This window comes from Candidatus Poriferisocius sp., assembly GCF_965214065.1.
Taxonomy (GTDB): domain Bacteria; phylum Actinomycetota; class Acidimicrobiia; order Acidimicrobiales; family Bin134; genus Poriferisocius.
Map to the genome: position 1 here is coordinate 318,901 of NZ_CBDCAT010000026.1, position 22,472 is coordinate 341,372.

At 63.0% G+C, this 22,472-nt stretch carries 21 protein-coding genes and 3 tRNA genes; 8 read left to right on the top strand and 16 right to left on the bottom strand.

Features of this window, described 5'->3' with window-relative positions; translation table 11 throughout:
• Positions 1-26 precede the first annotated feature (26 nt).
• A complete protein-coding gene (locus tag ACOOGG_RS05745) occupies positions 27-1,310 on the bottom strand; it encodes a metal ABC transporter solute-binding protein, Zn/Mn family (RefSeq protein ID WP_420433198.1) in 1,284 nt (427 codons plus the stop codon).
• Positions 1,311-1,630: 320 nt separating this feature from the next.
• Between ACOOGG_RS05745 and ACOOGG_RS05750 the strand changes: the two genes are divergently transcribed.
• Both ACOOGG_RS05750 and ACOOGG_RS05755 read left to right on the top strand, forming a co-directional pair.
• Positions 1,631-2,101, top strand: coding sequence for a Fur family transcriptional regulator (locus tag ACOOGG_RS05750; protein WP_420433200.1), 471 nt, complete (start codon positions 1,631-1,633; stop codon positions 2,099-2,101).
• Between the two features lie 28 nt (positions 2,102-2,129).
• Positions 2,130-3,707 (top strand): acyl-CoA dehydrogenase family protein, encoded by a 1,578-nt coding sequence (locus ACOOGG_RS05755; protein WP_420433202.1) that lies wholly within the window; start codon positions 2,130-2,132, stop codon positions 3,705-3,707.
• A 4-nt stretch (positions 3,708-3,711) separates the two neighbouring features.
• On the opposite strand, the gene ACOOGG_RS05760 is transcribed toward ACOOGG_RS05755, so the two are convergent.
• Positions 3,712-4,482: a TauD/TfdA dioxygenase family protein gene (locus tag ACOOGG_RS05760; protein WP_420433204.1), complete on the bottom strand. Its 771-nt coding sequence runs from the start codon at positions 4,480-4,482 to the stop codon at positions 3,712-3,714.
• Between the two features lie 114 nt (positions 4,483-4,596).
• Between ACOOGG_RS05760 and ACOOGG_RS05765 the strand changes: the two genes are divergently transcribed.
• Positions 4,597-5,235: a TetR/AcrR family transcriptional regulator gene (locus tag ACOOGG_RS05765; RefSeq protein WP_420433206.1), complete on the top strand. Its 639-nt coding sequence runs from the start codon at positions 4,597-4,599 to the stop codon at positions 5,233-5,235.
• On the opposite strand, the gene ACOOGG_RS05770 is transcribed toward ACOOGG_RS05765, so the two are convergent.
• The 5 genes from ACOOGG_RS05770 to ACOOGG_RS05790 are packed head-to-tail and all read right to left on the bottom strand — an operon-like array spanning position 5,232 to position 10,040.
• Complete coding sequence (locus ACOOGG_RS05770) at positions 5,232-6,389, bottom strand: amidohydrolase family protein (protein ID WP_420433208.1); 1,158 nt, start codon at positions 6,387-6,389, stop codon at positions 5,232-5,234. The two genes, ACOOGG_RS05765 and ACOOGG_RS05770, sit on opposite strands and share 4 nt — an antisense overlap.
• A 53-nt stretch (positions 6,390-6,442) precedes the next feature.
• A complete protein-coding gene (locus ACOOGG_RS05775; protein ID WP_420433210.1) occupies positions 6,443-7,189 on the bottom strand; it encodes an SDR family NAD(P)-dependent oxidoreductase in 747 nt (248 codons plus the stop codon).
• A gap of 33 nt (positions 7,190-7,222) precedes the next feature.
• Complete coding sequence (locus tag ACOOGG_RS05780) at positions 7,223-8,401, bottom strand: zinc-binding dehydrogenase (protein WP_420433212.1); 1,179 nt, start codon at positions 8,399-8,401, stop codon at positions 7,223-7,225.
• Positions 8,326-8,802 carry a nuclear transport factor 2 family protein gene (locus tag ACOOGG_RS05785; protein ID WP_420433214.1) on the bottom strand — a complete coding sequence of 159 codons (477 nt, stop codon included), beginning with the start codon at positions 8,800-8,802 and terminating at the stop codon, positions 8,326-8,328. The genes ACOOGG_RS05780 and ACOOGG_RS05785 overlap by 76 nt, the downstream gene beginning before the upstream one ends.
• 20 nt (positions 8,803-8,822) lie before the next feature.
• Positions 8,823-10,040 (bottom strand): CaiB/BaiF CoA transferase family protein, encoded by a 1,218-nt coding sequence (locus ACOOGG_RS05790; RefSeq protein ID WP_420433216.1) that lies wholly within the window; start codon positions 10,038-10,040, stop codon positions 8,823-8,825.
• A gap of 57 nt (positions 10,041-10,097) precedes the next feature.
• On the opposite strand from ACOOGG_RS05790, the gene ACOOGG_RS05795 reads away from it, so the two are divergent.
• Both ACOOGG_RS05795 and ACOOGG_RS05800 read left to right on the top strand, forming a co-directional pair.
• A complete protein-coding gene (locus ACOOGG_RS05795; protein WP_420433218.1) occupies positions 10,098-11,414 on the top strand; it encodes a DUF427 domain-containing protein in 1,317 nt (438 codons plus the stop codon).
• Between the two features lie 32 nt (positions 11,415-11,446).
• Entirely contained in the window at positions 11,447-13,825 is a 2,379-nt protein-coding gene (locus ACOOGG_RS05800) for a beta-glucosidase (RefSeq protein ID WP_420433220.1), read from the top strand.
• Between the two features lie 133 nt (positions 13,826-13,958).
• On the opposite strand, the gene ACOOGG_RS05805 is transcribed toward ACOOGG_RS05800, so the two are convergent.
• From ACOOGG_RS05805 to ACOOGG_RS05815, 3 genes are read right to left on the bottom strand one after another with little or no spacing between them, the layout of a single operon-like run.
• On the bottom strand, positions 13,959-15,143 hold the full coding sequence (locus ACOOGG_RS05805; RefSeq protein WP_420433222.1) for an aminomethyltransferase family protein: 1,185 nt from the start codon (positions 15,141-15,143) through the stop codon (positions 13,959-13,961).
• Positions 15,144-15,190: 47 nt separating this feature from the next.
• Positions 15,191-15,952, bottom strand: coding sequence for an aldose 1-epimerase (locus ACOOGG_RS05810; RefSeq protein ID WP_420433224.1), 762 nt, complete (start codon positions 15,950-15,952; stop codon positions 15,191-15,193).
• A 19-nt stretch (positions 15,953-15,971) separates the two neighbouring features.
• Positions 15,972-17,261, bottom strand: coding sequence for an amidohydrolase family protein (locus tag ACOOGG_RS05815; protein WP_420433226.1), 1,290 nt, complete (start codon positions 17,259-17,261; stop codon positions 15,972-15,974).
• A 107-nt stretch (positions 17,262-17,368) separates the two neighbouring features.
• Here ACOOGG_RS05815 and ACOOGG_RS05820 point away from each other — a divergent pair, with 107 nt between their 5' ends.
• A complete protein-coding gene (locus ACOOGG_RS05820; RefSeq protein ID WP_420433228.1) occupies positions 17,369-17,788 on the top strand; it encodes a VOC family protein in 420 nt (139 codons plus the stop codon).
• A gap of 28 nt (positions 17,789-17,816) precedes the next feature.
• Here ACOOGG_RS05820 and ACOOGG_RS05825 read toward each other — a convergent pair.
• Positions 17,817-17,890: transfer RNA gene (locus tag ACOOGG_RS05825), tRNA-Val, on the bottom strand.
• Positions 17,891-17,905: 15 nt separating this feature from the next.
• Positions 17,906-18,736 carry an inositol monophosphatase family protein gene (locus tag ACOOGG_RS05830; RefSeq protein ID WP_420433230.1) on the bottom strand — a complete coding sequence of 277 codons (831 nt, stop codon included), beginning with the start codon at positions 18,734-18,736 and terminating at the stop codon, positions 17,906-17,908.
• Positions 18,737-18,797: 61 nt separating this feature from the next.
• Here ACOOGG_RS05830 and ACOOGG_RS05835 point away from each other — a divergent pair, with 61 nt between their 5' ends.
• On the top strand, positions 18,798-19,361 hold the full coding sequence (locus ACOOGG_RS05835; protein WP_420433232.1) for a hypothetical protein: 564 nt from the start codon (positions 18,798-18,800) through the stop codon (positions 19,359-19,361).
• Between the two features lie 200 nt (positions 19,362-19,561).
• Positions 19,562-20,275 (top strand): phosphatase PAP2 family protein, encoded by a 714-nt coding sequence (locus ACOOGG_RS05840; RefSeq protein ID WP_420433394.1) that lies wholly within the window; start codon positions 19,562-19,564, stop codon positions 20,273-20,275.
• Here ACOOGG_RS05840 and ACOOGG_RS05845 read toward each other — a convergent pair.
• The 4 genes from ACOOGG_RS05845 to ACOOGG_RS05860 all read right to left on the bottom strand — a co-directional run bounded on the left by ACOOGG_RS05845 (position 20,235) and on the right by ACOOGG_RS05860 (position 22,470).
• Positions 20,235-20,307 (bottom strand) — tRNA-Ile (locus ACOOGG_RS05845). The genes ACOOGG_RS05840 and ACOOGG_RS05845 overlap by 41 nt on opposite strands.
• A 42-nt stretch (positions 20,308-20,349) precedes the next feature.
• A tRNA-Asn gene (locus ACOOGG_RS05850) sits at positions 20,350-20,425 on the bottom strand.
• 34 nt (positions 20,426-20,459) lie between these two features.
• Positions 20,460-21,290 carry a DMT family transporter gene (locus ACOOGG_RS05855; protein ID WP_420433234.1) on the bottom strand — a complete coding sequence of 277 codons (831 nt, stop codon included), beginning with the start codon at positions 21,288-21,290 and terminating at the stop codon, positions 20,460-20,462.
• 70 nt (positions 21,291-21,360) lie between these two features.
• Complete coding sequence (locus tag ACOOGG_RS05860; protein ID WP_420433236.1) at positions 21,361-22,470, bottom strand: LLM class flavin-dependent oxidoreductase; 1,110 nt, start codon at positions 22,468-22,470, stop codon at positions 21,361-21,363.
• Between the last annotated feature and the right edge of the window lie 2 nt (positions 22,471-22,472).

A 22,472-nucleotide genomic window follows, 5' to 3' on the forward strand; every position in this document is an offset into this window, starting at 1 on the left:
CTAGAACAGCTTGCCGAGCGAATTTGTTAGCCGAGGCTTTCGGCAATTCTCTCGGCGTTTGTGCGAAGAAACCCAATGTAGGTATCACCGCTGCTACCGACTGGACCGAGCGCACCGGTATTCAAGGAAACCACCTGCACACCAGCTTCTCGGCCGAGAGCTTCAGCCTCATCTGAGCTGTGCGTCGTCTCTGAGAAGATGGCAGCCACACCGGTCTCTTCGATCAGTTCAACCAATTCTTGGAGCTCCGCGGGGCTGCTTGTGTCCATAGTGGAACCCCCAGGGATGACCGTCCCCACCAGTCGGAACCCGTAGCTCTCAGCGAAATAGCCGAGGGCATCGTGGTTGGTGATCAACAGGCGATCTTCAGGATGCAGAGGCGCCAGGATCTCCTCGATCTCGGCATCAATGGCCATGAGCTCGGTGCGGTATTCCGCGACGCAGTGATCGAGTGCGCCGGCATCCAACCCCGCTTCAGTAGCCAAGGCTTGTCTGAGTGCAGGTAGAGCTTCGGCCACCCGGATCGGGTCGAACCAGACATGGGGGTCATCACCGCTGTGGTCATGGCCATGGTCGTCGTGCTCGTCGTGATCTTCGTGGCCCTCGTGCTCGTCGTGGTCGTCGTGATCGTCTTCGTGCTCGTCGTGATCGTCGTGTTCCTCGTGCTCATCGTGGTCGTCGTCGTGCTCGTCGTGGTCTTCGTGGTCGTCGTCGTGCTCGTCGTGGTCTTCGTGGTCGTCTTCGTGCTCGTCGTGGTCTTCGTGGTCGTCTTCGTGCTCGTCGTGGTCGTCGTGGTCGTCTTCGTGCTCGTCGTGGTCTTCGTGGTCGTCTTCGTGCTCGTCGTGGTCGTCGTGGTCGTCTTCGTGCTCGTCGTGCTCGGTCGTCATGGAGAACTCAATTGTTGAAACGTGGTCGGTCATGCGAAATACCGGGGTACCAGCCTCCTCCACAGCATCAATCGTGTCTTCCAAGCCTTCTTCGAGACCCAAACCGTTCGCAACGATCATTGCGGCGTTCTCCATGCGACCCCGATCTTGCAACGACGGCTGGAAAGTATGCGGGTCGCCCCCATGAGGAATGAGCGTCTCCACCACCGCCGCCCCGTCACATACCACGTTGGCCAGGACGTCGCCCCAAATGGAAGTCGTGGCCATCACCAAAGGGACACCACCACTCTCAGTGGGCATCACCGTCGGGGCACCGCCACTATCAGAATCATCTTCCCCACAGCCCCCAGCTACCAGGGCCAGTGCAGCTAGCAAACACCCGAACTTGTAAGCCACCGCCTTAAAAGTGATAATAGTTCTCATTCCTGTCACTCTATTGTGTATTGGATGTCAGTGACAAACAAACCACCGAGATCACGCTCATCGAGCTCTTGCGGAGAGGTGCTCCGGGGAGAAAGGAACATATGGCAGCTATAGTCCACGCGCTTTACATCGTTGGCCAGCTCTTTACGATTGTGGGAGTCGTATTCGTCGTGCCCTTGCTGGTGTGCGATGGCTGTAGGTACTGGTGGAAATGCCGGTGCGCCCGCCGTGGACGCTGACAGCCGATGTCCGAAATGCTTGCACCTGATGGATGCCGCGACATTGTTAAAGTCGCGACATTGTTAAAGTAGGGAACACCAATGCCTGGGCAACCGCAACAGGGCGCTGAAGACAGCGATCTCCTCTCCGAGCTGCATGCCCAAATCGGTGGCAAGTTGGCCCAGCAAGGCCATCGGTATACCAGCGGCCGACAGGATCTGGTGGAAGTCCTAGCCCTCACAGGCCAACCAGTGACGCTGCCAGACATCGTGGCGGCAGATCCGAAGTTGGCCCAAAGCTCGGCCTATCGCAACCTGGACGTCTTGGTTCGCTGCGGGGTCATCCGGCGGATCAAGGCCGGGGGTGATCACGCTTACTTCGAACTAGCCGAACCGTTGCTGGGTCACCACCACCACCTCATCTGCATCAGCTGCGGCAGCATCGAAGACATTCACTTCGACAGCGAGGTCGAGCATATGGTTGACAAGAGCCTGAGCGAGATCGCGGCCCAAACCGGGTTCACCCCCACTCAGCACAGTCTTGACCTTCACGGGCATTGCGCCGACTGTTGAACCGGTTGCTAAAGGCTCCTGCCAGGCGATGCGGCTGACTGAACTCCGGCTAGTCCCAGAGCTGGCCGAGTGGTGCCGTGAGGTCAGAGAATTCTTGGCCGCCGAGATGGCCTCGGACAACGTGGCCGAGCACGTCGATCCCACCGATCTGACCGGCCTCGATCTGGACTTCGAGCGGCGCCACCAGAAGGAGGCAGCTAACCTGGGCATGCTGGCCGTCGCATTGCCGGTGGCCGACGGCGGCCAAGGCCGATCTCGAGCCTGGAAGCATGTGTACGACCTGGAGGCCGCCTTCCACGGGGCACCGTCCATCGACACCGGCGTGACACTGTGCGGGTTTGTGCTATCACGCTTTGGGAGCCAGGCCCAGAAGGACCAATGGCTAGCGCCCATGGTCTCGGGAGAGATCATGGGCGCCATCGCATATAGCGAAGCCGGTGCCGGCAACGACCTCGCGGCCATTTCCACCACCGGAGTGAAGGACTTTGGCGGCTGGGTGCTTTCGGGAGCCAAATCGCACATAACCGGTGCCCATAAGGCCGATGTGGCGGTGGTGTTGGCCGTTACGGATCCCAAAGGCAGCCCCCGGTCTTCGATGACTATGTTCTTGGTTCCCCTGGATGCGCCCGGAGTCGAGATCAAGCGGAGGTCTACAATCAACCGCTGGACTCTCGGCGAGATCGACCTTCGCCGAGTGCGACTCGATGACGACTGCGTGCTGGGCCAGGTTGGCGAGGGATGGTCGCAGGTGATGGCCGCGGTAGCCGCGGAACGAGGCTCTTTGGCCCACTACGGGTGGGCCGAGCAGTGGTTGTCGCGGCTACCTGCGGGAGTCTCCCCGCCGGAGCGGGCCAGGCTGCACGCGGCCGCCGCTCGAGTCCGCGCCTTCGGCCAGCGGCTGATCGACTACGAGGAGTCTGGCCAGCCTGTCGGCTATGAGGCATCGGTGGTGAAGGTGGCATCTACCGAGCTTCTCCAGGACATCGCCCGCACGGCCCGATCTGGTGCGGGCCAGGGTGAAACCGATTGGACTCCGATGTTCGAGAACGGTCCCCCGTATGCCTATAACGCCCTTGAGGCCATTCACCCCACCTTGTCGGTCGGAGCGAACGAGACCCACCAGGACATGATTGCGTCTGAGCTGTTGAACCGCGACCTGACTGTGGCCGCTGCCCCGGCTGCTGTCTCCGATGACCCTGTTCTCTCCGCATTCGCCGAACAGGCGGTACAGGCCCGTCAAGTCTTGGCTTTGACCGCCCGGCACGCGCTCCGGCGGCCGTTGTACGGGAAGCAGGTGGGAGACTTCCAGGCGGCCCGCCATCGCTTCGCGGACATGGCCATGGCGGTCGAGGCTATGGAGCTGACCGCGGTTGAGGCCGCCCTCGCCCCCGCTGGCCCCCAGCGCGACTACTTGGCGTCCGCGGCCAAAGTTACGGCCAACGAGTCCTTGCTCGATGTTCTGGCCGGTGCCCATCAGCTGCACGGCGCCGACGGGTACTACGACGACCACTATCTCGCACCGTTCACTCGCCGAGCCTGGGCGGTCCAGGCCCGGGGAGGCTCAACCGCCGAGCACATGGATCGGCTAGCCCGGTTGACCGCGTGATCAGCTAGCCGGCGATGGTGACCCGGTGGAGCACTCGCTCCTCGCCGGTCACATCCCCGACGACGGCATGTTGGGTAGACCGGTTGTCCCAGATCACCAGGTCGCCGTCGCGCCAACGGTGTCGATAGGTGTTCTCGTAGAGCCCGATTTCACCGTAGAGATATTCCAACAAGGGTTGGCTCTCCTCTGGCGTCCATCCGTCGATGCGGGTCACGTAGTTGTCGTTGACAAACAGCGCTTCGGCACCGGTGTCGGGATGAGCCCTTACCACCGGGTGGACAGCCACCACCGCTTCGTGGTCCAAGCCGGCATCGGCGGCCAGACTGGTGCCCTCGTGAACGGCGAAAAGGGTACGGAGCATGGCCTGCAATCCGGGTGACAGGGACTCGAACGCCTTGACGGCGCTGGCAAACATCGTGTCAGCGCCCACGGCGGGCAAGATCCGGGCCAGCAGCAGAGTGTAGGCGTGCGGATTGGTCATGTGGGTCGAGTCGGAGTGCCACGTCTGGGTGATGGGATTTGGGTCGTAGATCTTCATGATCCCCGGGTACCCCTCGATGGATGGCACATAGGGATGGATCGAGATGTCTCCCCAACGGGCGGCAAAGGCAAGCTGGTCTTGAGGGGTCATCGCCCCCTGATCGCGGATGCAGATAACCCCGTTTTCATGGAGGGCGTCGCGCACGGCGTCGAAGGCGCGGTCAGCGATCCCTCTGGACAAATCGAGCCCCAACACCTCCGCCCCCAGCGCCCCCGCCAGCCGCTTGATCTCCATGGTCAAAGGACTCTAGCCATCAGACGCGTCCGGGATGAACGCCCATCGATAGCGCATTTGCCCGCAGCGCGATCTCTGTGACATATCGCTTCTTTTCCGTGTAGAGTCGCATGCATGGGAACCTCTAGCAAGCTCAGAAAGTACCGCTCCGACCATGAAAGCCTGAACACCCATAGTCGTTCGGCAATTATCGAGGCGGGCCGAGTCTTGTTCTTGAGTCAGGGTATCGCCTCCACGACCATGGGAGAGATTGCCGACCAGGCGGCTGTGAGCCGCGTTACCGTCTACCGCCACTTTCCCGAGTGCGGAGCAATCGCCTTCGAGGTGTACGGCAACATGCTGGAGTCGATACTCGAGGCCACACGAGCAGGAGTTCCATCCGGGGTCAGCGGGCTCGACGCGGCCCGCCACTGCCTGGATGCCCTCTTTGCGGCATATCCGTCGCAGGAATCCGCATTCCGCTACTGCGCAGCATTCAGTTCCTACTACGCCATGGAGGAACGATCGGACGAGCTAGCGGAATGGTATGACGCTCGGGAATTCCGGGGGCTCGCGGATGCTTGTGCCGCATTCTTCGGATCCCAGTCCGACCGAGAGACATCCGACCGTCTGATGGCACTCACTGATGCGGCCACCAGCGGTCTTTGCAGTCTGGCGGTCGCCGGCTCACCGCTAAGCCAGACCAACGTCCAGTCCCGGCTTCGCAACCTAAGAGAGTTGGTCTTGGGCCAATTGGACGCCATGGCTGGCTAGCTATCTGGCCCCTCAATTCGGTAGAGAGCGGCTGCGTTCTCCCACAGGAGTTTGCGCCGCACTTCTTCGGAGTGGCCGGCAAGCGAAGCCTCGATCCGCTCCCGAACGTTGCCGTAAAGACAGGTCGGGTGGGGGAAGTCGGTCTCGAATAGCACGTTGTCGACGCCGATCTTGTCGAGCAGCCGCTGGGGGGCGGTCTCCTCGAACCAGTAGCAGGCATAGACCTGGCGGCGGAAGTACTCATTGGGAAGCATCTCGAAGTTGGGGGCATGGTCGAGTCCACCGCACTCGTTGAATGAGTGGTCAACCGCCTCGAGCACGAAGGGGATGAAGCCGATGCCGCTCTCCACCGACACGAACTTGAGGTCGGGGTAACGGGGCAGTACGCCGGATCCCAATAGGTCGGTGAGCTGGATACCGTTCTTGAGGAACATCTCCAGCGACGCGTAGGCATACGTCGAAGGCTTGCCGTGAGCTGCCATCCGCTCAGGAGTGAACCCGGTCGTGGTGTCGCCGCTGCCGATGTGGAAGCTGATGGGCAATCCAGCCTCCTGGGCCACCGACCACAGCGGATCCCAGTGGGGGTCGCCGAGCAAGGGCAGACCGAACCGCTGCGGCTCCCCGGTGAACAGGACGGCACGGTGGCCGAGTTCGGCGCACCGGGCGACCTCCGCCACTGTGTCATCGATATCCCAGAAGGGAGTAGAGATGACAGCCACGAACCGGCGGGGGTCGGGCGAGGTCCAGTCCAGCTGAAAGTTGTTGTAGGCCTGCACGCAGGCCAGCATCAACTCGCGGTCTTTCAGCTTCAAGAAGTGCTGCGCGCCGAATCCTCCGACATTGGGATATAGCACCTGGGCCCAGATCCCCTGCTCGTCCATGAGCTTCAGCCGCTCACTGGCGTCATAGGCGGCGGGGTGGATCTCCTCGAACACCGAAGGGCCCGCGGGAAATGGCTCGGGCCACCCGGCCACCGCGGTCATGCCCACCGACGAGAACACCTCGCCTCCCACGAACCAATGGTCCTTTCCCTCCTCGGTGCGCTCCACTCGGGGCACCCGGTCTTTCAACCGGGCGGGAACCCGAGAGACAAACGTGTCTGGAGGTTCAGTCACATGGGTGTCGACGTCGATAACGAGCTCGGTGCTGGACATCCCCCAAGTCTGCCCCACTCCCCTGCCGGTCGTCAGGCTGAGCGCATTGATCCCTACTTGGTGATACGAGCCATGCCGCCGTCGATCACCACGGTCTGGCCGTTCATGAAGCTCGATTCATCGGAGCACAAGAACACCAGCAGTCCGACGAGGTCTTGGGGTTGGCCTGGCCGGCGAATGGTTTGGCGGGCCAGCAACCTCTCCACCTGCTCCTGCGGGAGCTTGGCGGTCATCACCCCCGGTGCAATGCCGTTCACCCTGATGTTGTCATCGGAGAATTCATCGGCGAGCACCTTGGTGACGCCGTTGAGGGCCAGCTTCGAAACCGTATAGGCACCGGCATCGATAAACGCGCCGTTGGACGACTGGTTCACGATGACGCCCCCTCCTCGGCCGCTCATCGTCGCCCGGCAGGCCTTGGCGCACATGATTGGCGCGACAGTGTTGACAGCCAGGATCTCCATCCACTCTTCAGCTGAGAGGATTAGCGCCTCGCTCCACTTGCCTCGAGCCAACCCAGCGTTGTTGACCAGGATGTCCACCCCGCCGAACGTATCGGTGGCGGCCCGCACCATGGCATCGACGTCCTCCCCCGACGTGACGTCGCACCGAACCCCGATAGCTTGAGCTCCGGTCGATGCGATGCTCTCAGCAGTGCGGACCGCTGCCTCGCCGTCGACATCCGAGACGACCACCGCCGCGCCCTCAGCGGCCAGAGCTTGGGCGTAAACAACCCCCAACCCTCCGACACCGGCACCACCCGCCCCGGTGACAATTGCCACCTTGCCATCAAGTCTCATGCCGCCACCTCCTGGAGATCATGCTGCCTCCATTCAGAACACAACCACGCCACGGGCGTTGTGGCCGTCTTCCATCTTGTCGACGGCACCGTTGATCTCTTCGAGGTCGAACCGGTGGGTAATGAGCTTTTCGATCTCGAGCTGGCCTTGGCGGTACATCTCCACCAGCATCGGAATATCAGCGGTGGGACGGGATGTGCCGTACACACAGCCCATGAGGGTTTTCTCTGTCATGCAGAATTCGAGGCCGGGGAGCTCGGTAAGTGCACCGGCCGCTTGGACGCCGATAGCCACCACAGTGCCGTCCTGGCGGAGGCAGTCCCACCCCAGGCGAACCAGCGCGGGGATGCCGACCACTTCAAAGGCATAGTCGGCGCCCTCACCCCCAGTGAGCTCGAAGATCTGCGCCACGGTGGCTTCAGCACTCTCGTTCTTGACGAGATTGGTGGCGCCAAAGCCCTGGGCCATGGCCAACTTGTCTTCGTGCAAGTCAACCCCGATGATCATGCTGGCTCCGGCGAGCACAGCGCCCTGAATGACGTTGAGTCCCACGCCGCCGCAGCCGATCACAACTACCGTGGAGCCGGGTTGGACCTTGGCCCGGTTGAAGACTGCCGAGGTCCCGGTCAACACGCCGCAACCCGTCATGGCCGCGACCTCCAGCGGAACATCTTTGGGAATCGGTATGGCGCGCCGCTCGTTGCAGACCAGTTCTTCAGACAAGGTGCCGATGGCCGAGAACTGATAGAGGCCCCTGCCTTGCGAATCAGCCATCCGGGTTGCACCATCGGCGGCATCGGTTCCGGGGAACGTCAAGTCCAGGTTCGCTGAGCACAGGTTCGGACGGCCCTTAAGGCAGTTCCGGCACACCCCGCAGTGGATCAAGGCTGACAGCACCACATGGTCACCCACCTGGCAGGTGGTGACATCGGCTCCTATCTCTTCGACCACGCCTGCTCCTTCGTGGCCGAGAATCATCGGGAGTGGGAACGGCAAGTCTCCAGTTTGCACGGCAACATCGGAGTGACACAGCCCGCTTGCCCCGACTCTGACCCGCACATCGTGGGGACCCACAGATCCCGAGGTGAACTCGACAACATCAATTGGCGCTCCGGCCTGATAAACCACCGCAGCTCTCATTGGGCACCTCCGGGTTGCTGCTGTTCGGGTCGAAGGTCGGGAGCGGCCACGTTGGGGTTTCCCTCGGTCCATACCCGGCTGAGGATGCGCTGTTTGATGCGCCACCCGTCGGGGGTACGCACTAACTGGTCTTCGTAGGTTCCCGCCACCATCCACAGGTCTCCGCCCTCAGTGCCCTTCAATACGTGCTGGGCCTGGAGGTAGCACCTGTGTGATGCCTGGTCGCCATCTACCTCGACAATATGGCTGCCAACCAGGTGGTGGCTGACGTCGAGCCGGGTGAGGGCGCTCGATATGCGCTTGATGATGGCGTCGATGCCATGGCACTCCGTGCCGCCCAAAATCGCGAACGCGTCGGGGGTGAATACGTTGCGCAGTTCCTCGAAGTCCTTGGTATCGAGCGACCAGCAGTATTGCGATACGAGGTTGATCACTGCTCGCTCGTCGGCCAGTGCTTGCACGTCAGGTTCCACGGCTGTTCACCCTAACCGTCTCAAGTGACCACGCCCTTCACCTTGAGGTCGACAACGTCGTCCCAGTCCATGCCCAAGTTCTCAGTGAGGATCTCGTCGCCGTGCTCGTTGAAACCCGGCGCCCGACCCGGTGCGGCGGGCTCACCGTTGAACTGGACAGGGACCGCCACCAGCTTGAACGGAATCCCCTCTTCGTTTACCGCATCTTGGACATAGCCGTTGGCCTGCACCTGGGGATCGTCCATGATTTCCAGTGTGTCGAGCGCCGGTGTCCATTGGCCGGAGAAGTTGTCGAACAGCTCCCGGATCTCGTCCAGGGTCCGGCTGGTGACCACTTGGCTCACGATGGCGCGAGCCGGGCCGGCGTTGGCCATCAGCGCCTCGTAGGTGGCGAATCGCTCGTCGTCGATCAGCTCTGGGCGGTCGATCACCCGGCAGAACTCCTGCCAGTACGGAAGGGGCTGAAGGCAGGTGATGTTGATGGTGTAACCGTCGGAGGTGACATAGTTGCCGAGCAGCGGCTGGGTGAGCCCGCTTAGGTCGACCGGGCGCCACGGCGTGTTGTTCACATGCGACATGGCCACGCCCGCCCCCATGGCCCACAAGCCGGTCCCGAGCAGCGACACTTCCAGGGAAATGGCCTCGCCGGTTCGCTGGCGGTGGAACAGCGCGGTGGCGATCCCGCCCGCGATGGTCATCGCCCCGATCGAGTCGCCAAAAGCCGGCCCGGGCTGCGACGGCATGCGCTCGTCGTCTGTGTACCAGGTGCCCAACGCGGCCCCCGACCTCACCCAGAACGAGGTCATGTCGTAACCGCCCCTATCGGCTTCCGGACCCTTGTGGCCCCACGCGGTTCCCGCGGCGTAGACGATGTTCTCGTTGTGGGGTCGAACCTCCTCCTCGGTGATGTGCAGTCGCTCACGCACGTTGGGCGGCTTGTTGGTGAGGAATACATCGGAGATGGCGATCAGCCGGTGCAGCACTGCCATCCCCTCCTCCGTCTGGAGATCGAGGCCAAGACTGCGCTTGCCCCGGTTGGCGTGTTCCAGGATGGCGTGCACCTGCCCGGTGAGGTCGAGCGCTCCGCTCGATGCCAGCCCCCGAGCGGCGTCGCCCCGCTTAGCGTGCTCAATCTTTATGACGTCGGCGCCCCAGTCGGCCAGCACCGCGGAGGCCGCGGGGACAAACGTGTGATCGGCCACATCCAGGATACGTATGCCCTGCATCGGTTGGACCATGAGCTGCCTCTTCCTGCCACTACCCGCTCGCGGCGACGCTACCAATACAGTCTCAACATGAGCGAGATTGAATCCGCATGGGGCCGCTACCCCGGCTATGCAATCGACTTGGTGCCATGGGCGGGGCAAGGCCGGGCAACTTTCAACGGCACGGTGGTGGCCGAGAGCGACTCATGCTTGATTGTCAAGGAGTCGGATCACCAAGACCAGCTCTACTTTCCCATCGGTGATGTCGCCTGGGAGCATTTCACCGAGACCGATCTCCACACAGTGTGCCCTTTCAAGGGCGAGGCCGACTATTGGTCACTCACCGTCGGAGATCAAACCGAGGAAAACGTGGTGTGGGCCTACCCCAACCCGTTCCCTGAGGTGGCCGGGCTAAGTGGCTATGTCGCCTTTTACACCGATCGGGTGCGGCTCGAACTCTTGGAAGCGGTCGAAGAAGATGACGGCGATGTCGTGGCCTATCGCTTCCCGGTTTGGGGCACCGCCGCCGATCTGGCCCGGTTGATCGACGTGGTGCCCGACGGTGACCGGCGGTTCATCAGCCCCTCTTTCCCCGACCCGCCGTTGGGCACGTTCGTGGAGATTCCCGACCGCTTTCGACCCCGACAGGTGATCGAGGGCGGCCAGCTCTTGGGCCAGGCCATTGTGGCGGCGTCCAAGACCGTGCCCGACCAACGGGTGGTGTCGGCTTCTATGGTGTTCACCCGAGCGGCCCGGTTCGACTCCCCGCTGGCTGTCGAGGTGGACGTGCTGCACCAAGGCCGAACCTATTCCACCGTGGAGACCCGCATCGTTCAGCACGACAAGTTGTGCTCTGTGGGCTTGGTTTTGCTCGACAGCGGTGCCGAAGACGTCTATCGAGTGACCGCGGAGATGCCTGATGTCCCCGGTCCGCTGGAGTGCCCTCTGCGGGACTTCCAGGTGATCGGGCGAGACATCCGGGTGGTGGACGGCGCTTACAACTTCGACCCCGACGATGTGGGTCCCCCGGAGCTGCTCGTGTGGATGCGCTACCGCGATCGGCCCGAGGCCCCTGCCATGCAGGCTGCCCTATTGGCCCAGGCCACTACCCACTACACCATCGGCGCGTCGATGCGGCCTTTCCAGGGCATCACCGAGGCCTTGGCTCACAAGACCCTGTCAACCGGTCCCATGGCCGTCGACATGTCCTTTCACGATGACGCCGATGCTGCCGAATGGCACCTCTACGAGAATCCAGCCATCTACGCCGGACGCGGCCACGTGCAGGGCCAGGGACGCATCTTTTCCCAGGACGGCCGGCTAGTGGCTTCCTATTCGCTTCACGCCATGGTGCGATCCTTCGACGCCGATCCTAAGCAGATGGGCGGATTCACCTCGGCGATGTGAACTCGCCTAGACCTATGCATGAGGAGGCAGAAATGACCGAGGTATACCGCGACCCGCACGCCGCAATAGGCGACCGCGTGGCTGATCTCTTGGGCTGCATGACGCTTGAGGAGAAAATCGCCCAGCTTGGCGCAGTCTGGCTCACCGCAGTCGTTAGAGATGAGGTGTTCGACGCCGATCATGCCGCGGAGGTTCTGGCCAACGGCATCGGACAGGTCACCCGCATCGGCGCCAGCACCGGACTGTTGGCGAACGAATCGGCCCATCTGGGCAACTCGATCCAGCAGATTCTGGTGGAGCGCACCCGGCTGGGAATCCCCATGGTTATCCACGAAGAGGGGGTCGGAGGGTTCCTGCACCGCGGCGCCACCACTTTCCCCCAGGGGTTGGGACTGGCCGCCACCTGGAATGTCGAGTTGATGGCCGAGGTTGCTGAGGTGATTCGCACCCAGATGACCGCAGTCGGCGCCCGCCACAACCTGTCGCCGGTGCTTGATGTGGCCCGCGACCCCCGATGGGGTCGGGTCGAAGAGACCTATGGGGAGTCTCCCGAACTCTGCGCCCGGATGGGAACCGCCTACGTGCGGGGGCTTCAGACCGACAATCTGGCCAACGGCGTGGTCTGCACGGGAAAGCACTTCCTCGGCTACGGCTATTCCTTGGGAGGCCGAAATCAAGCCCCGGTGCACATCGGCGAGCGGGAACTTCGCGAGGTGTATGCCGAGCCGTTCGCCGCGGCCATTCGCGAAGCCGGCTTGGCCTCGATCATGAACAGCTATTCGTCGATCGACGGAGAACCGGTCGCCGCCAGCAAAAGGCTGCTTACCGATCTTCTGCGCGGGGAACTGGGCTTCGAGGGGACGGTGGTGGCCGACTATTTCGCCGTCCTTCAGCTGCATTTCAACCACATGACGGCCCACGACGCGGCTGAGTCTGCGATTCAAGCCCTCTCTGCCGGACTGGACATCGAACTGCCGGCTCTCGACTGCTACAAGCACCTCCCAGAAGCGGTGCGTGAAGGCCGCATCGACGAGACGCTCATCGACGAATCCTGTGCCCGGGTGCTGGCCCAGAAATTCCAGCTCGGGCTTTTTGAGAACCCTTACGTGGACGCCGATGCCGCTCTCGCGGTCTTCGATACGCCTGAGCAGCGGGTCCTTGCTCGGCGGGCCGCGGCCGAGGGGGTGATCTTGCTTAAGAACGAGGGTGTTTTACCCCTTGATCCTTCGATATCCCGACTGGCGGTGATCGGCCCCCACGCCGATGATCCGCGGCTGCTTCAAGGCGACTATCACTATCCGGCGCATCTGGAGATCATCTATCAGGGACGCACCGAGGCCGTGACCGAAGCGTTGGGGGGTATCGGAGCCGACATGGACGCCGATCAGCTTCCCGAGGCGGGAGGCCGGTTTTCGCCTGGCCCGCACTTCACTCCCCATGTGACGCCGGTTGGCGGCCTTCGAGATGCCCTGCCCCACAACGAGATCGTCCACGTACCCGGATGCGCCGACGCGGGCCGCGACATCTCTGGCATCGCCGCGGCGGTCGAGGCCGCGGCGGCAGCCGACGTGGCCGTGGTATGTGTGGGAGCTCGATCGGGCCTAGTGGCGGATTCCACCGTGGGCGAAGCGCGCGACGCCACCGATCTAGGACTGCCGGGAGTGCAGTCGCAGCTGGTCGCCAAGGTGATCGCCACCGGAACTCCGACCGTCGTCGTGGTGATCAGCGGAAGGGTTCACACCCTCGAAGAGGAGTCGGAAGCAGCTGACGCGTTGCTGTGGTCGATCCTGCCCGGCGAGGAGGGAGGCGGCGCCATAGCCGACGTGTTGGTCGGCGAGGTCAACCCGGCCGGCCGCCTCCCCGTCACGATTCCCAGGCACGTCGGGCAGGTGCCGCTACACCATGACATGCGACGGCGGGGGGATCGATCAGAGTTCTATGGGGACTACGTCGACCGCAGTACCCAAGCGCGGTACTGGTTCGGCTATGGCCTGTCCTACACCTCCTTCGAATACGGCGAGCTGACGGTGGCCCCAGGGTCGACCACCTCAGCAACCGAGATTTCGGTGCCGGTTACCAATTCCGGTCAGCGCGATGGAGACGAGGTGGTTCAGCTTTACGCCACAGATGAGGTGGCGTGTGTGGCCCGGCCCATTCGCGAGCTGATCGGATTCGCCCGGGTGTCTATCCCCGCGGGCCAGACCCGCACCGTCACTTTCACCATCCATCCCAGCCGTTTGGCGTTCCATGGCCTGGATATGGAGCTCATCACTGAGCCGGGCCTCTTCACCTTCCGGGTCGGAGCCTCATCATTCGACCCTGACATGCGCGAGGCCCAGGTAGAGCTTGCCGGCGAAGTTGCCCGCTACGACCGCAGGACAATCGTGGCCACGTCCGTCGAAGTGGCCTGAGCAACGAGGCCAAGTCTGGTTCCACGATATCGACCAGCATCTCCATGGAGCGGATCCAGGCGTCGGCGTCGGTTCTTCGCGGAATTCTTGATCCAAGACCGCGTACTCAGCTGCCGACCCCCTGCTCTGGCACTCACTGGTTCCACACAGCTCGGGGCAGTTGCTTCTCCTTGTCAATGAAGGGCAGCAACTCCACAGAGGCCTCGTGCAGCTCGCCGTCATGATCTTGCAACTGGACTCTCTTGCCCACCCACTCGTCCCCGGGCAACGGCCGATCGAAGCGCACGTAGCCGACTCCTTCATCCCGGGTGGGCGACCATGTGCCGATGGTTATGTGTCCTGTCGGAGCGTTCTCAAAGTGCACGGTCATGAAGGTTTCTGGCGTCGCGGTCGGGCAGGCCAGCCCGAGCAAGAGCTGGCTGCGGTCGGCCGTCTCCAACGCGGCTCGGCCTATGAAATCCCCCTTGTCAAAGTTGACAAAGTGCCCGAGGCCGGCGCTGAACGGCGTCAGATCAGGCTCAATATCGCTCCCGTTGTCCAAAATGCCAGCCTCGATACGGCGAATGCCCATGGATGACGAGGTGCTGAACTCCATGCCGAACTGCTCGCCGCTGGCGAACAAATGATCCCAGAGGGCATCGTGGTCGGTGGGCTCCGAACCACTGTTGCTGTAGATCTCGATTCCCACTTCCCCCGTCCATCCGGTGCGAGAAACCCACAGTGTCTGACCGCCCAAGTCGAAGAACCCGGCTCGGAAGTACCGAAAGTCAGCCGAGAGTCCTCCGCCAATCGCGGCGTTCAGCACATCCAAAGACTTCGGACCCTGGATCTGGAGCACCTGAGACCCTGGATCTGAGACCTCGGCATCAAGCCCGATGGCGGCGGCCTTGAGCCAGCTGATGAACTCGCCATTGGCCTTGACGTACCAGTAGCGGTCCGCCTCCAGCCGCATGACCACGCCATCCATAACAATTGCGCCGTCCTCATAGCAGGCGAGGCCGTAGCGGCATCGTCCTACACCCAGCGTCTCCGCTTGGCAGACAAGAACCTTTTCCAGCACTCGGACGGCATCAGGACCGGCAATCTCGACCGGCTGCTCCGGAACGTCGTACAACAGAACGCCATTGCGCAACTTCCAGTACCTAGGAACCGGATCCTCTTCGTGCGATGCCTTCAGCGGATACAGGCGACCGCAGTACAAGCCGAAGATCGTCTGATCGGTGGTATACCGATCAGCAAAAGGCGACAGATACTGCCGATAAGAACTGAACTCGACCGTGTCAAACGCCTCGATGTAATAGTGCCTCTCCCTCGCCATAAGGACCTCAACCTATAACCATTGCCATCGGCCGGCGGAATGGCCTTCTACTCGAGTTCCCACGAGATCCGCATCCATACATCCAGCGTCTCTCCCGGCTCGAGGATCTTTGGGTCGCGGTTGAACGCATCAGGGGCGTCGCTTTGGGGCTCTACGCACACCAGGTCCGGCTCCTCGTCGAACACCACCCACGATGTCATGTTGGATTCCAGCCGTATCGACCCGAACCCCGGCCAGCGCACCACCGGAGGCACGGCAACGTCGCCGAAGCAGTCGTCCCACGGACCCGGTGGAACCGGCACCCGCTCCCCGGTCGGAATCCCCACAGCGTCCCGCTGCCACATGTAGCTGGCGGAGAACTCGAGTTCGGCTTCATCGCCCCGTGAGAGTCGACGCTGAAAGCAAGGGTGCCACCCAGCCATGACGGGCATCATCTGAGTTGCGTGCACAGACATCGCCACGGCAAGCGACTGATCTGACACCTCGACCCGTTGCTCCACCCAACCGCCAAATGGCCAAAGCCCGTCGAGATCCAAATGAACTACTCCCGGTTCAACTTCCTTCCAGGCCGTCCTATATCCCACTCCGTGAATGGCATGGGGAGGAAGATCCAACTCCAACTGGCACTGCTCGCCGTCGAACCCGAATTGGCCGTCGCGGACGCGCCCAGCCCAAGGCACCATCGGATAGCACCCCCACCTCAGCCAATCGCCGCCTTGGCGCGGGGCCAGCAGCTCAACCCCGTCCACCTCCAGAGAGGCAATTCGACCGCCGCCCTCCGGATCGAAGCGCACCACCGCCACGGTCACTTCTTCAGTATGTTGCGATCTACTCAGGCCAGTCGATGTTGTAGTCCTCGAACCAGAACCGGGCTTCGCGGATGGCGTTGGGTTCGGTCCTCAGGTCGAGGTCTTGATTGAGCTGCTCGGGAGTGGGTCCGATCTGGCTGGCGATCTTGGTCAGTCCGTCGACATCCAGGTCGTAGCATCGCACTGCGTTGAGCCCGAGCAACAGGCGAGTCTCCTCTACCGGGATTTGCTGGAAGTCAGTTTCGAGGCGCTCGATGGTGTTGGGCCAACTTCCCTCGGGGTGGGGGTAGTCGGTGCCCCACATCAGGGCATCGACGCCATTGACATAGCGCCGCCGCAGCTCGACCTTGCTCATAGTGGAAGCGCCGATAAACACATTGGTGCCGATGTACTCCGAAGGCAGGCGCTGGATGAGGTCCTTGGTGCGCGAGCTCATCTTCTTGACCTTCCAGTTGCGTCCCCCGAACATGGCATCGGCCTTGAACAGCAAGTCACCCAGCCACCACGAGCCGCACTCCACCGGCGCGTAGCGCAGGTTGGGATGGCGGTCGAAGGCCCCGGAGAAGAGGAGCTGCCACAAAGGGCGATGGGTCCAGAACGCGACCTCGAGCATGTACTGGGCCATGTTCTCGTTGTACGACGGAGTATCGGCCTCGCCCGAGTGGGTGTGCACAACGAGCCCGGCCTCGGCGCAGGCAGCCCACACCCGTTCATAGCTCTCATGGCCGTAGGAGGGGTGCTCGTGCCACATGGTCGGGATCATGATGCCCCGCACACCTGGCTTGCCGGCCAGCGACTCGATCTCTTTCACCGCCTCGTCGACGCCGTGGGTAATGGGCACCAAGGCGACGCCGGCACGGCGCGGCGGATTGGTGGCGCAGAACTCCTCAAGCCAGCGGTTGTGAGCCCGGGCACCGGCCCAGGCGCGCCGCGAATCGGTAATCTGTCCGGCCGACAAACCGGCCCCGAACGGCGGAGCCTCCATTCCGGTGACCGCATCGCCGTCGGCGAAGATGATCTCGCCAGCCACCCCGTCGGCGTCGAGGGTCTTGTCGCGGATCTCCGGGTCGTAGGCCCCCTTCAACCCGATCTCGTTCTCGCTCTCCCACTGCTCGACATACTCGCCGTTGAGCTCTTCGACCATCGCCCGGTGCTGATGGCGAGTGACCAGCCACTCATCGAACTCGGGGTGAAGCGACGATTCGAGGTACTCGCGATAGTCCTCGACAAACAATCCGGCGTGGGTATCGGATGAAACGATGATGTACGGGGCGTTGCTCTGGTCAACGCCAGCGACGGGGTTGGGCATTGGTCGGCTCCCTCTCGAACTTCGGCTGTGTGCACCAACTAGAGCGCTGATCACACTGTACTGTCACACCGGCGACGATTCGCCACTGGCACGCTCAAGGAGGGCACATGACGCAAATCCTCGCGCAGTACTGCATCAACGTGGAAGACATGGACCGGGCCCTGGGGTTCTGGGTGGACGTGTGCGAGCTCGAGCTCCAGCACCGCACCGAGATCCCCGGCGTGCATGAAGCCGTAATCCAGTCGCCCCATGGCGGATCACGTCTCCAGCTGGCCCAGCACCTCGACAACGAGGGCCCCATCGACATGGGCACGGCCATGTGGAAGATCTACATCAACACGTCTGACTGCCAACGCCTCTACCAGCGGGCCATCGATGCGGGCTGCGAGTCGGTCATGGAACCCCAAGACCTTGACCGGTGGCCGGTGATCGTGGCCTTTGTGAAGGACTTCGACGGCTATCTCATCGAGTTTGTCGAGCACAAGGAGGGCACTCGCGCCGGGGTCCCCGATCCCAAGAAGGTCTGACCGACAGCCAACCAGACCATACACGAGGTGGGCGCGGAGGGACTCGAACCCCCGGCCTCTTCCTTGTAAGGGAAGCGCTCTTGCCATCTGAGCTACGCGCCCGGTGCAATGGCCAGATTAGACCGGGGACGGGGATCCTCCCGTACCAATACCTTCTGGATCTGGGGTGCCGAAGGTGCTCCGCTGGGCCAAGACCTCGGCGAGCAGCGGTGGGGTTGCCGCCACCACCGGGGAGCGCGTCTCGGACAGGTCGCCGGGCAGAAGGGTTCGCCCCCATGCCTCGCCCATCGCCACTCCAGCCTCGGCGCACACCAAGGCGCCGCCCAGGTAGTCCCAAGTGGCGTGGCCTTCAGGAGTGCAGTCGATGTAGGCGTCGAGAACACCCTCGGCCACCGCGCACAGATCCAGGGCGATTGAGCCCAGGACGCGGTATTGCGCCCAGCCAAGATGTCGGGGGGGCAGATAGGTCAGCCCCACGGTGGCCGCGCCCAGGGACTGCTGGGACGTTGGCCCTGACCTCCGGCGGCGGTATCCCTCCGATGCCGGGGCCAGCGGCCTTCCGTCGACGGTGGCCCCTCGTCCCCGAATCGCTCGGTACGCTTTGCCGTTCACCAGGTTCTGCACCAGTGCAGCCAGCAACCCCTCGGAGTCCACGGCGCACATGCTGGTGGAGTACCACGGCAGGCCCCGAGCGGCGTTCGAGGAGCCGTCCACCGGATCGAGCACCACCAGCATGTCCCGCTCGGTGTCATGCGACCCCGATTCCTCGCTGAACACTGCGAAGCCAGCCTCGGCCAGCACCTTCCTAGCCGCTTCGTCCGCGGCAACGTCGAAGCTGTACTGGCCCTCCCGGTCGCCGGTCATTTTCCAGCCGTCTATCCGGGCTACCGCCTCGGCCACGCCGGTGGCCGCCCGGTCGAATACCGCCAGAATCTCGTCACCGTCCACCGGATGACGCTAACCGCTATTGGATAGCCAACACGGCTAATTTCGTGGCAGTGTGGGATTCTTGGCTGTCGTCGATATCGCTACCTTCATCGCCGATCTCAAAGACCATGCCGCTGATCACGGCTTCCATGTCCACGATGATCGCCATTTCGTGGAGACCTACTCCATGCGCCAGGCCTGGGAGGTGGACCTGCACCCGTCGGCTGCCTGCGGTGGCCCGCTCGACGTGCACATCAGCCTCGAAGTGGATCCCCGGGTGATGCTGAGTTTTGAGGACCATGTGATGGAGTTACCCGAGGGGGTAGAGCCCACCGAGGACTTCAAACTGCCCATGGTGGTGTCGTGGAGCCTACCGCCGCTGCCCGACGGACCCGATCTGCTGCTGCTGGCCACCGATCTGGCCGGCATCGGCGGCATGGACCTGCCGCTGGACGTGTCGGCCATCGACGCCTACGCCGCGGTCACCGACGCTCCGGAGCGGAGCGTCTCCATTACGGCCCGGGTGGAGGTCTCGATCAATGGCATGTTCACCGGTCAAGAGTGCCTTGGCGGCGTCATGCCCAAAGTTGCCGAGATCAGCGAGTTCCTGCTGGACCGGGCCCCTGCCTGGCTAGGGGAGATCTGAGAACTGCATGATCGCCGGCAACCACAAGGCGAACTCCTTGCGAAGAGTCGGTAATGATTCGGTAACATAGTTAACCCATGGTTCGTCGGCTCAAGATCATCGTTGCGCCGGAAATTGCCGGCAGCGCTCGGGGCTGGCGCTATTTCCCGGGCCAAGTCTTCATCGTGACGGTGGCCGCGCTCATCTACTTCGGCGTACGGATGCTCACCAAAGGGGCAGAAGTTGCCGCTTTTAAGAACGCCTACGACCTGCTCACCTTCGAATCCACCCTGGGCTTGGACCTGGAGGCGTGGTCGCAGTCGGCGGTGCTCGACTACCACTGGATGGTCACCTTTTTCAACTGGGTGTACATCTGGCTGCACTGGCCGGTGATCCTCGGCGCTCTGATTCTGCTGTACCACTACAACCGGCACCGCTACACGCTCATGCGCAACGCCATGCTGATCTCGGGCGCGCTGGGGCTGGTGTTCTTCGCCTTCTTCCCGGTGGCCCCACCCCGGTTCTTCGACGGCTTCACCGACACAGTGGCCGAGCTGTCCACCTCCTACAAGTACCTCCAGCCTCCGTCGGTGGTGAACAAGTACGCCGCTTTGCCCAGCTTCCACGTGGGATGGAACGTGCTGGCCGGCGTGGTGCTGTTCCGCTCTACGCGAGCGATCCCGGTGAGGATCTTCGCGGTGGCCTCACCGCTGCTGATGTCGGTGGCCGTGGTGCTCACCGGCAACCACTGGGTGATCGACGGCTTCGTAGGCACGGCACTGGCTCTGATCGGCTTGTACGTCGCCCACCGCCTCGGCTGGCTGACACGCCGCTGGCAGGAGCCGACAGCCGAAGAGGTCCCGGAATCCACCAAGGATCCCGAGTTGGCCAAAGTGGGCCCGGCGGGGATCGAACCCGCGACCGAGCGATTATGAGTCGCCTGCTCTGACCACTGAGCTACGGGCCCGCCGACAGCCTATTGGGCGGGCCTCCCAATTTGGTGCTGGTTTGGCTCCGGGGGTGAGACTCGAACTCACAACCTAGCGGTTAACAGCCGCTTGCTCTGCCGGTTGAGCTACCCCGGATCGACCTGTGATTTTATCCCCTCAGCAGGCTGGCTCACTCATCCAATACCACCGCCAGCACCGAAACCACTACCAGGGGGACCCCCAGCCACTGCAACCCGCCGAGCTGCTCGTTGAACAAGAACCAGGCCCACAGCACCGCCAACGCCGGAGCGACCATATTCATCAGCGTGATGGCCCGCAGCGACACATGCCGGTGGCTGTAGTTGACCAGCAGGTGGGCCAGACCGGCGGTCACGGCCATAGTGGAGGCCACCCCCCAGCTCCAGCCGTCGGCAATTACCAAGGGGTCGAATGACAAGAGCGCGATCGGCAGCATCAGCACTGTGGCGATGGTTGACCATCCGGCCTGGTACTCCAGGGCGCTCAAGTGGGTGCGGGCCACCCTGGAAGCCACCAGGTAGCCGGCAAAGGCCACAACAGCCACCACCGCCAGCACATCGCCGGTCAGCGATGCACCCCCGGAATCCTCGGGCCGGCCCAACAGCACTAACACCATGCCCGAGATGGCCACCGGTGTGGCCACGATCACCCGGTAGCTGATCTGCTCTTTGAATATTCGGCTGGCGGCCCACAGGAGGAATATGGGCGCGGTCGATCCGATGATCATGGTGTTGGCCACCGTGGTGGTCTTGATGGCGGTGAAGAACGTGGCCGCATTGACGGTGAACACCACCCCGCCGGCCAGAGAGTGGCGCAGCACCCGGCGGTCGACCCGGCCACCCCGCAGGTACAGCGCGGCCACCGCCCAGGCCGCGGCGCCTAATAGCCGCCAAAATGCGAACGGCAGCGCGCCGAACTCGTTGTCGCGGACCAGGATCGGCCCCCAGCTGAACAAGAAAATGCCGGTGGCCGCAGCCCACATCCCCACGCCATACCGGGCAGTGGGCGACGCAACGCCGGGCGCGCTCGGCTCCGAGGCGGGTAGCGACGAGCTAATGGTCGAACGCCGGCAAGACGTGACGGCCGAGGAGCTCGATGGATTCCATGACCTTGTCGTGGGGGATGTTATAGGGCTGCACCGCGCAGAACAGCAGGTCGGTGCCGATCTCCTCGTAGCCCTTGGCCAGGCGGATCACCTGGTCGGGGTCGCCGATGAGCGTGGTGCCCATCTCCACCAGCCCCTCCAGGTTCATGGCCTGCTCGGCCATGCCGCTGTCGAGCATCTCGGTGATGGCGCCGAGGTATTGGAAATCGTTGAACTCGAGGTTGCGGTCGGCCTGCCAGGCGGGCATCGACGCGGAGAGCTGCAATCCGGCGATGGGATACCACTCGAATGACTGGCGGCCCACCTCGTAGGCCTCCTCGGTGGTGGGGGCGCAATGGACCATAGTGAAGCTGGCCACCCGGTTGTTGATGCGACCGCCTACCGGTTCGGCGCACTCGGCGATAGCGCTGCGGTAGATGTCGATCTTGTTCTTCAGGTCGGGCATGGGCACAAACACGCTGAACGACAGCAGGCCCATCCCCATTGACCCCACGATGTGGTGGGTCTCATCGCTGCCCGCCGCCGCCCACATGGGCGGGCACGGCTTTTGGAGCGGCTTGGGGATCACCCGGCGGCGGGGCATCGACCAGTAATCGCCCTCGAAGCTGTACTCGTCGTTCATCCAGCAGCCGGCGATGTGATTCACGGCCTCGACCCACATGGCCCGGGTCTCGTTGGGGTCGATGCCGAAGCCCTCCAGCTCGGCCCGGCTGTTTGACCGGCCAGTGCCGAACTCCACCCGGCCTCCGCTGATCAGGTCCAAGGTGGCGACCGACTCAGCCGAGCGCACCGGGTGGTTGTAGGGCTGGGGCGCCAGCCGCACCCCGTAGCCGATGCGGATGTTCTCGGTTCGGGCGGCGATGGCGCCGTAGAGCACCTCGGGGTTGGAGCAGTGGGAGTACTCCTCCAAGAAGTGGTGCTCCACCGTCCACACGCTGTCGAAGCCCAGTTTGTCGGCGAGAATGGCCTGCTCCAGCACCTCCTGGTAGGCCCGCCGCTCGCTGTCTTCGTCCCAGGGACGGGGCACGGGGATCTCGTAGAACAGGGCGAACCTCATTG

Excerpts from the sequence above, each read along its gene's own strand:
- ACOOGG_RS05745 (WP_420433198.1), bottom strand. The coding sequence starts at position 1,310 with ATGAGAACTATTATCACTTTTAAGGCGGTGGCTTACAAGTTCGGGTGT.
- ACOOGG_RS05750 (WP_420433200.1), top strand. The coding sequence starts at position 1,631 with ATGCCTGGGCAACCGCAACAGGGCGCTGAAGACAGCGATCTCCTCTCC.
- ACOOGG_RS05755 (WP_420433202.1), top strand. The coding sequence starts at position 2,130 with ATGCGGCTGACTGAACTCCGGCTAGTCCCAGAGCTGGCCGAGTGGTGC.
- ACOOGG_RS05760 (WP_420433204.1), bottom strand. The coding sequence starts at position 4,482 with ATGGAGATCAAGCGGCTGGCGGGGGCGCTGGGGGCGGAGGTGTTGGGG.
- ACOOGG_RS05765 (WP_420433206.1), top strand. The coding sequence starts at position 4,597 with ATGGGAACCTCTAGCAAGCTCAGAAAGTACCGCTCCGACCATGAAAGC.
- ACOOGG_RS05770 (WP_420433208.1), bottom strand. The coding sequence starts at position 6,389 with ATGTCCAGCACCGAGCTCGTTATCGACGTCGACACCCATGTGACTGAA.
- ACOOGG_RS05775 (WP_420433210.1), bottom strand. The coding sequence starts at position 7,189 with ATGAGACTTGATGGCAAGGTGGCAATTGTCACCGGGGCGGGTGGTGCC.
- ACOOGG_RS05780 (WP_420433212.1), bottom strand. The coding sequence starts at position 8,401 with ATGGACCGAGGGAAACCCCAACGTGGCCGCTCCCGACCTTCGACCCGA.
- ACOOGG_RS05790 (WP_420433216.1), bottom strand. The coding sequence starts at position 10,040 with ATGGTCCAACCGATGCAGGGCATACGTATCCTGGATGTGGCCGATCAC.
- ACOOGG_RS05795 (WP_420433218.1), top strand. The coding sequence starts at position 10,098 with ATGAGCGAGATTGAATCCGCATGGGGCCGCTACCCCGGCTATGCAATC.
- ACOOGG_RS05800 (WP_420433220.1), top strand. The coding sequence starts at position 11,447 with ATGACCGAGGTATACCGCGACCCGCACGCCGCAATAGGCGACCGCGTG.
- ACOOGG_RS05805 (WP_420433222.1), bottom strand. The coding sequence starts at position 15,143 with ATGGCGAGGGAGAGGCACTATTACATCGAGGCGTTTGACACGGTCGAG.
- ACOOGG_RS05815 (WP_420433226.1), bottom strand. The coding sequence starts at position 17,261 with ATGCCCAACCCCGTCGCTGGCGTTGACCAGAGCAACGCCCCGTACATC.
- ACOOGG_RS05820 (WP_420433228.1), top strand. The coding sequence starts at position 17,369 with ATGACGCAAATCCTCGCGCAGTACTGCATCAACGTGGAAGACATGGAC.
- ACOOGG_RS05840 (WP_420433394.1), top strand. The coding sequence starts at position 19,562 with ATGCTCACCAAAGGGGCAGAAGTTGCCGCTTTTAAGAACGCCTACGAC.
- ACOOGG_RS05855 (WP_420433234.1), bottom strand. The coding sequence starts at position 21,290 with ATGTGGGCTGCGGCCACCGGCATTTTCTTGTTCAGCTGGGGGCCGATC.
- ACOOGG_RS05860 (WP_420433236.1), bottom strand. The coding sequence starts at position 22,470 with ATGAGGTTCGCCCTGTTCTACGAGATCCCCGTGCCCCGTCCCTGGGAC.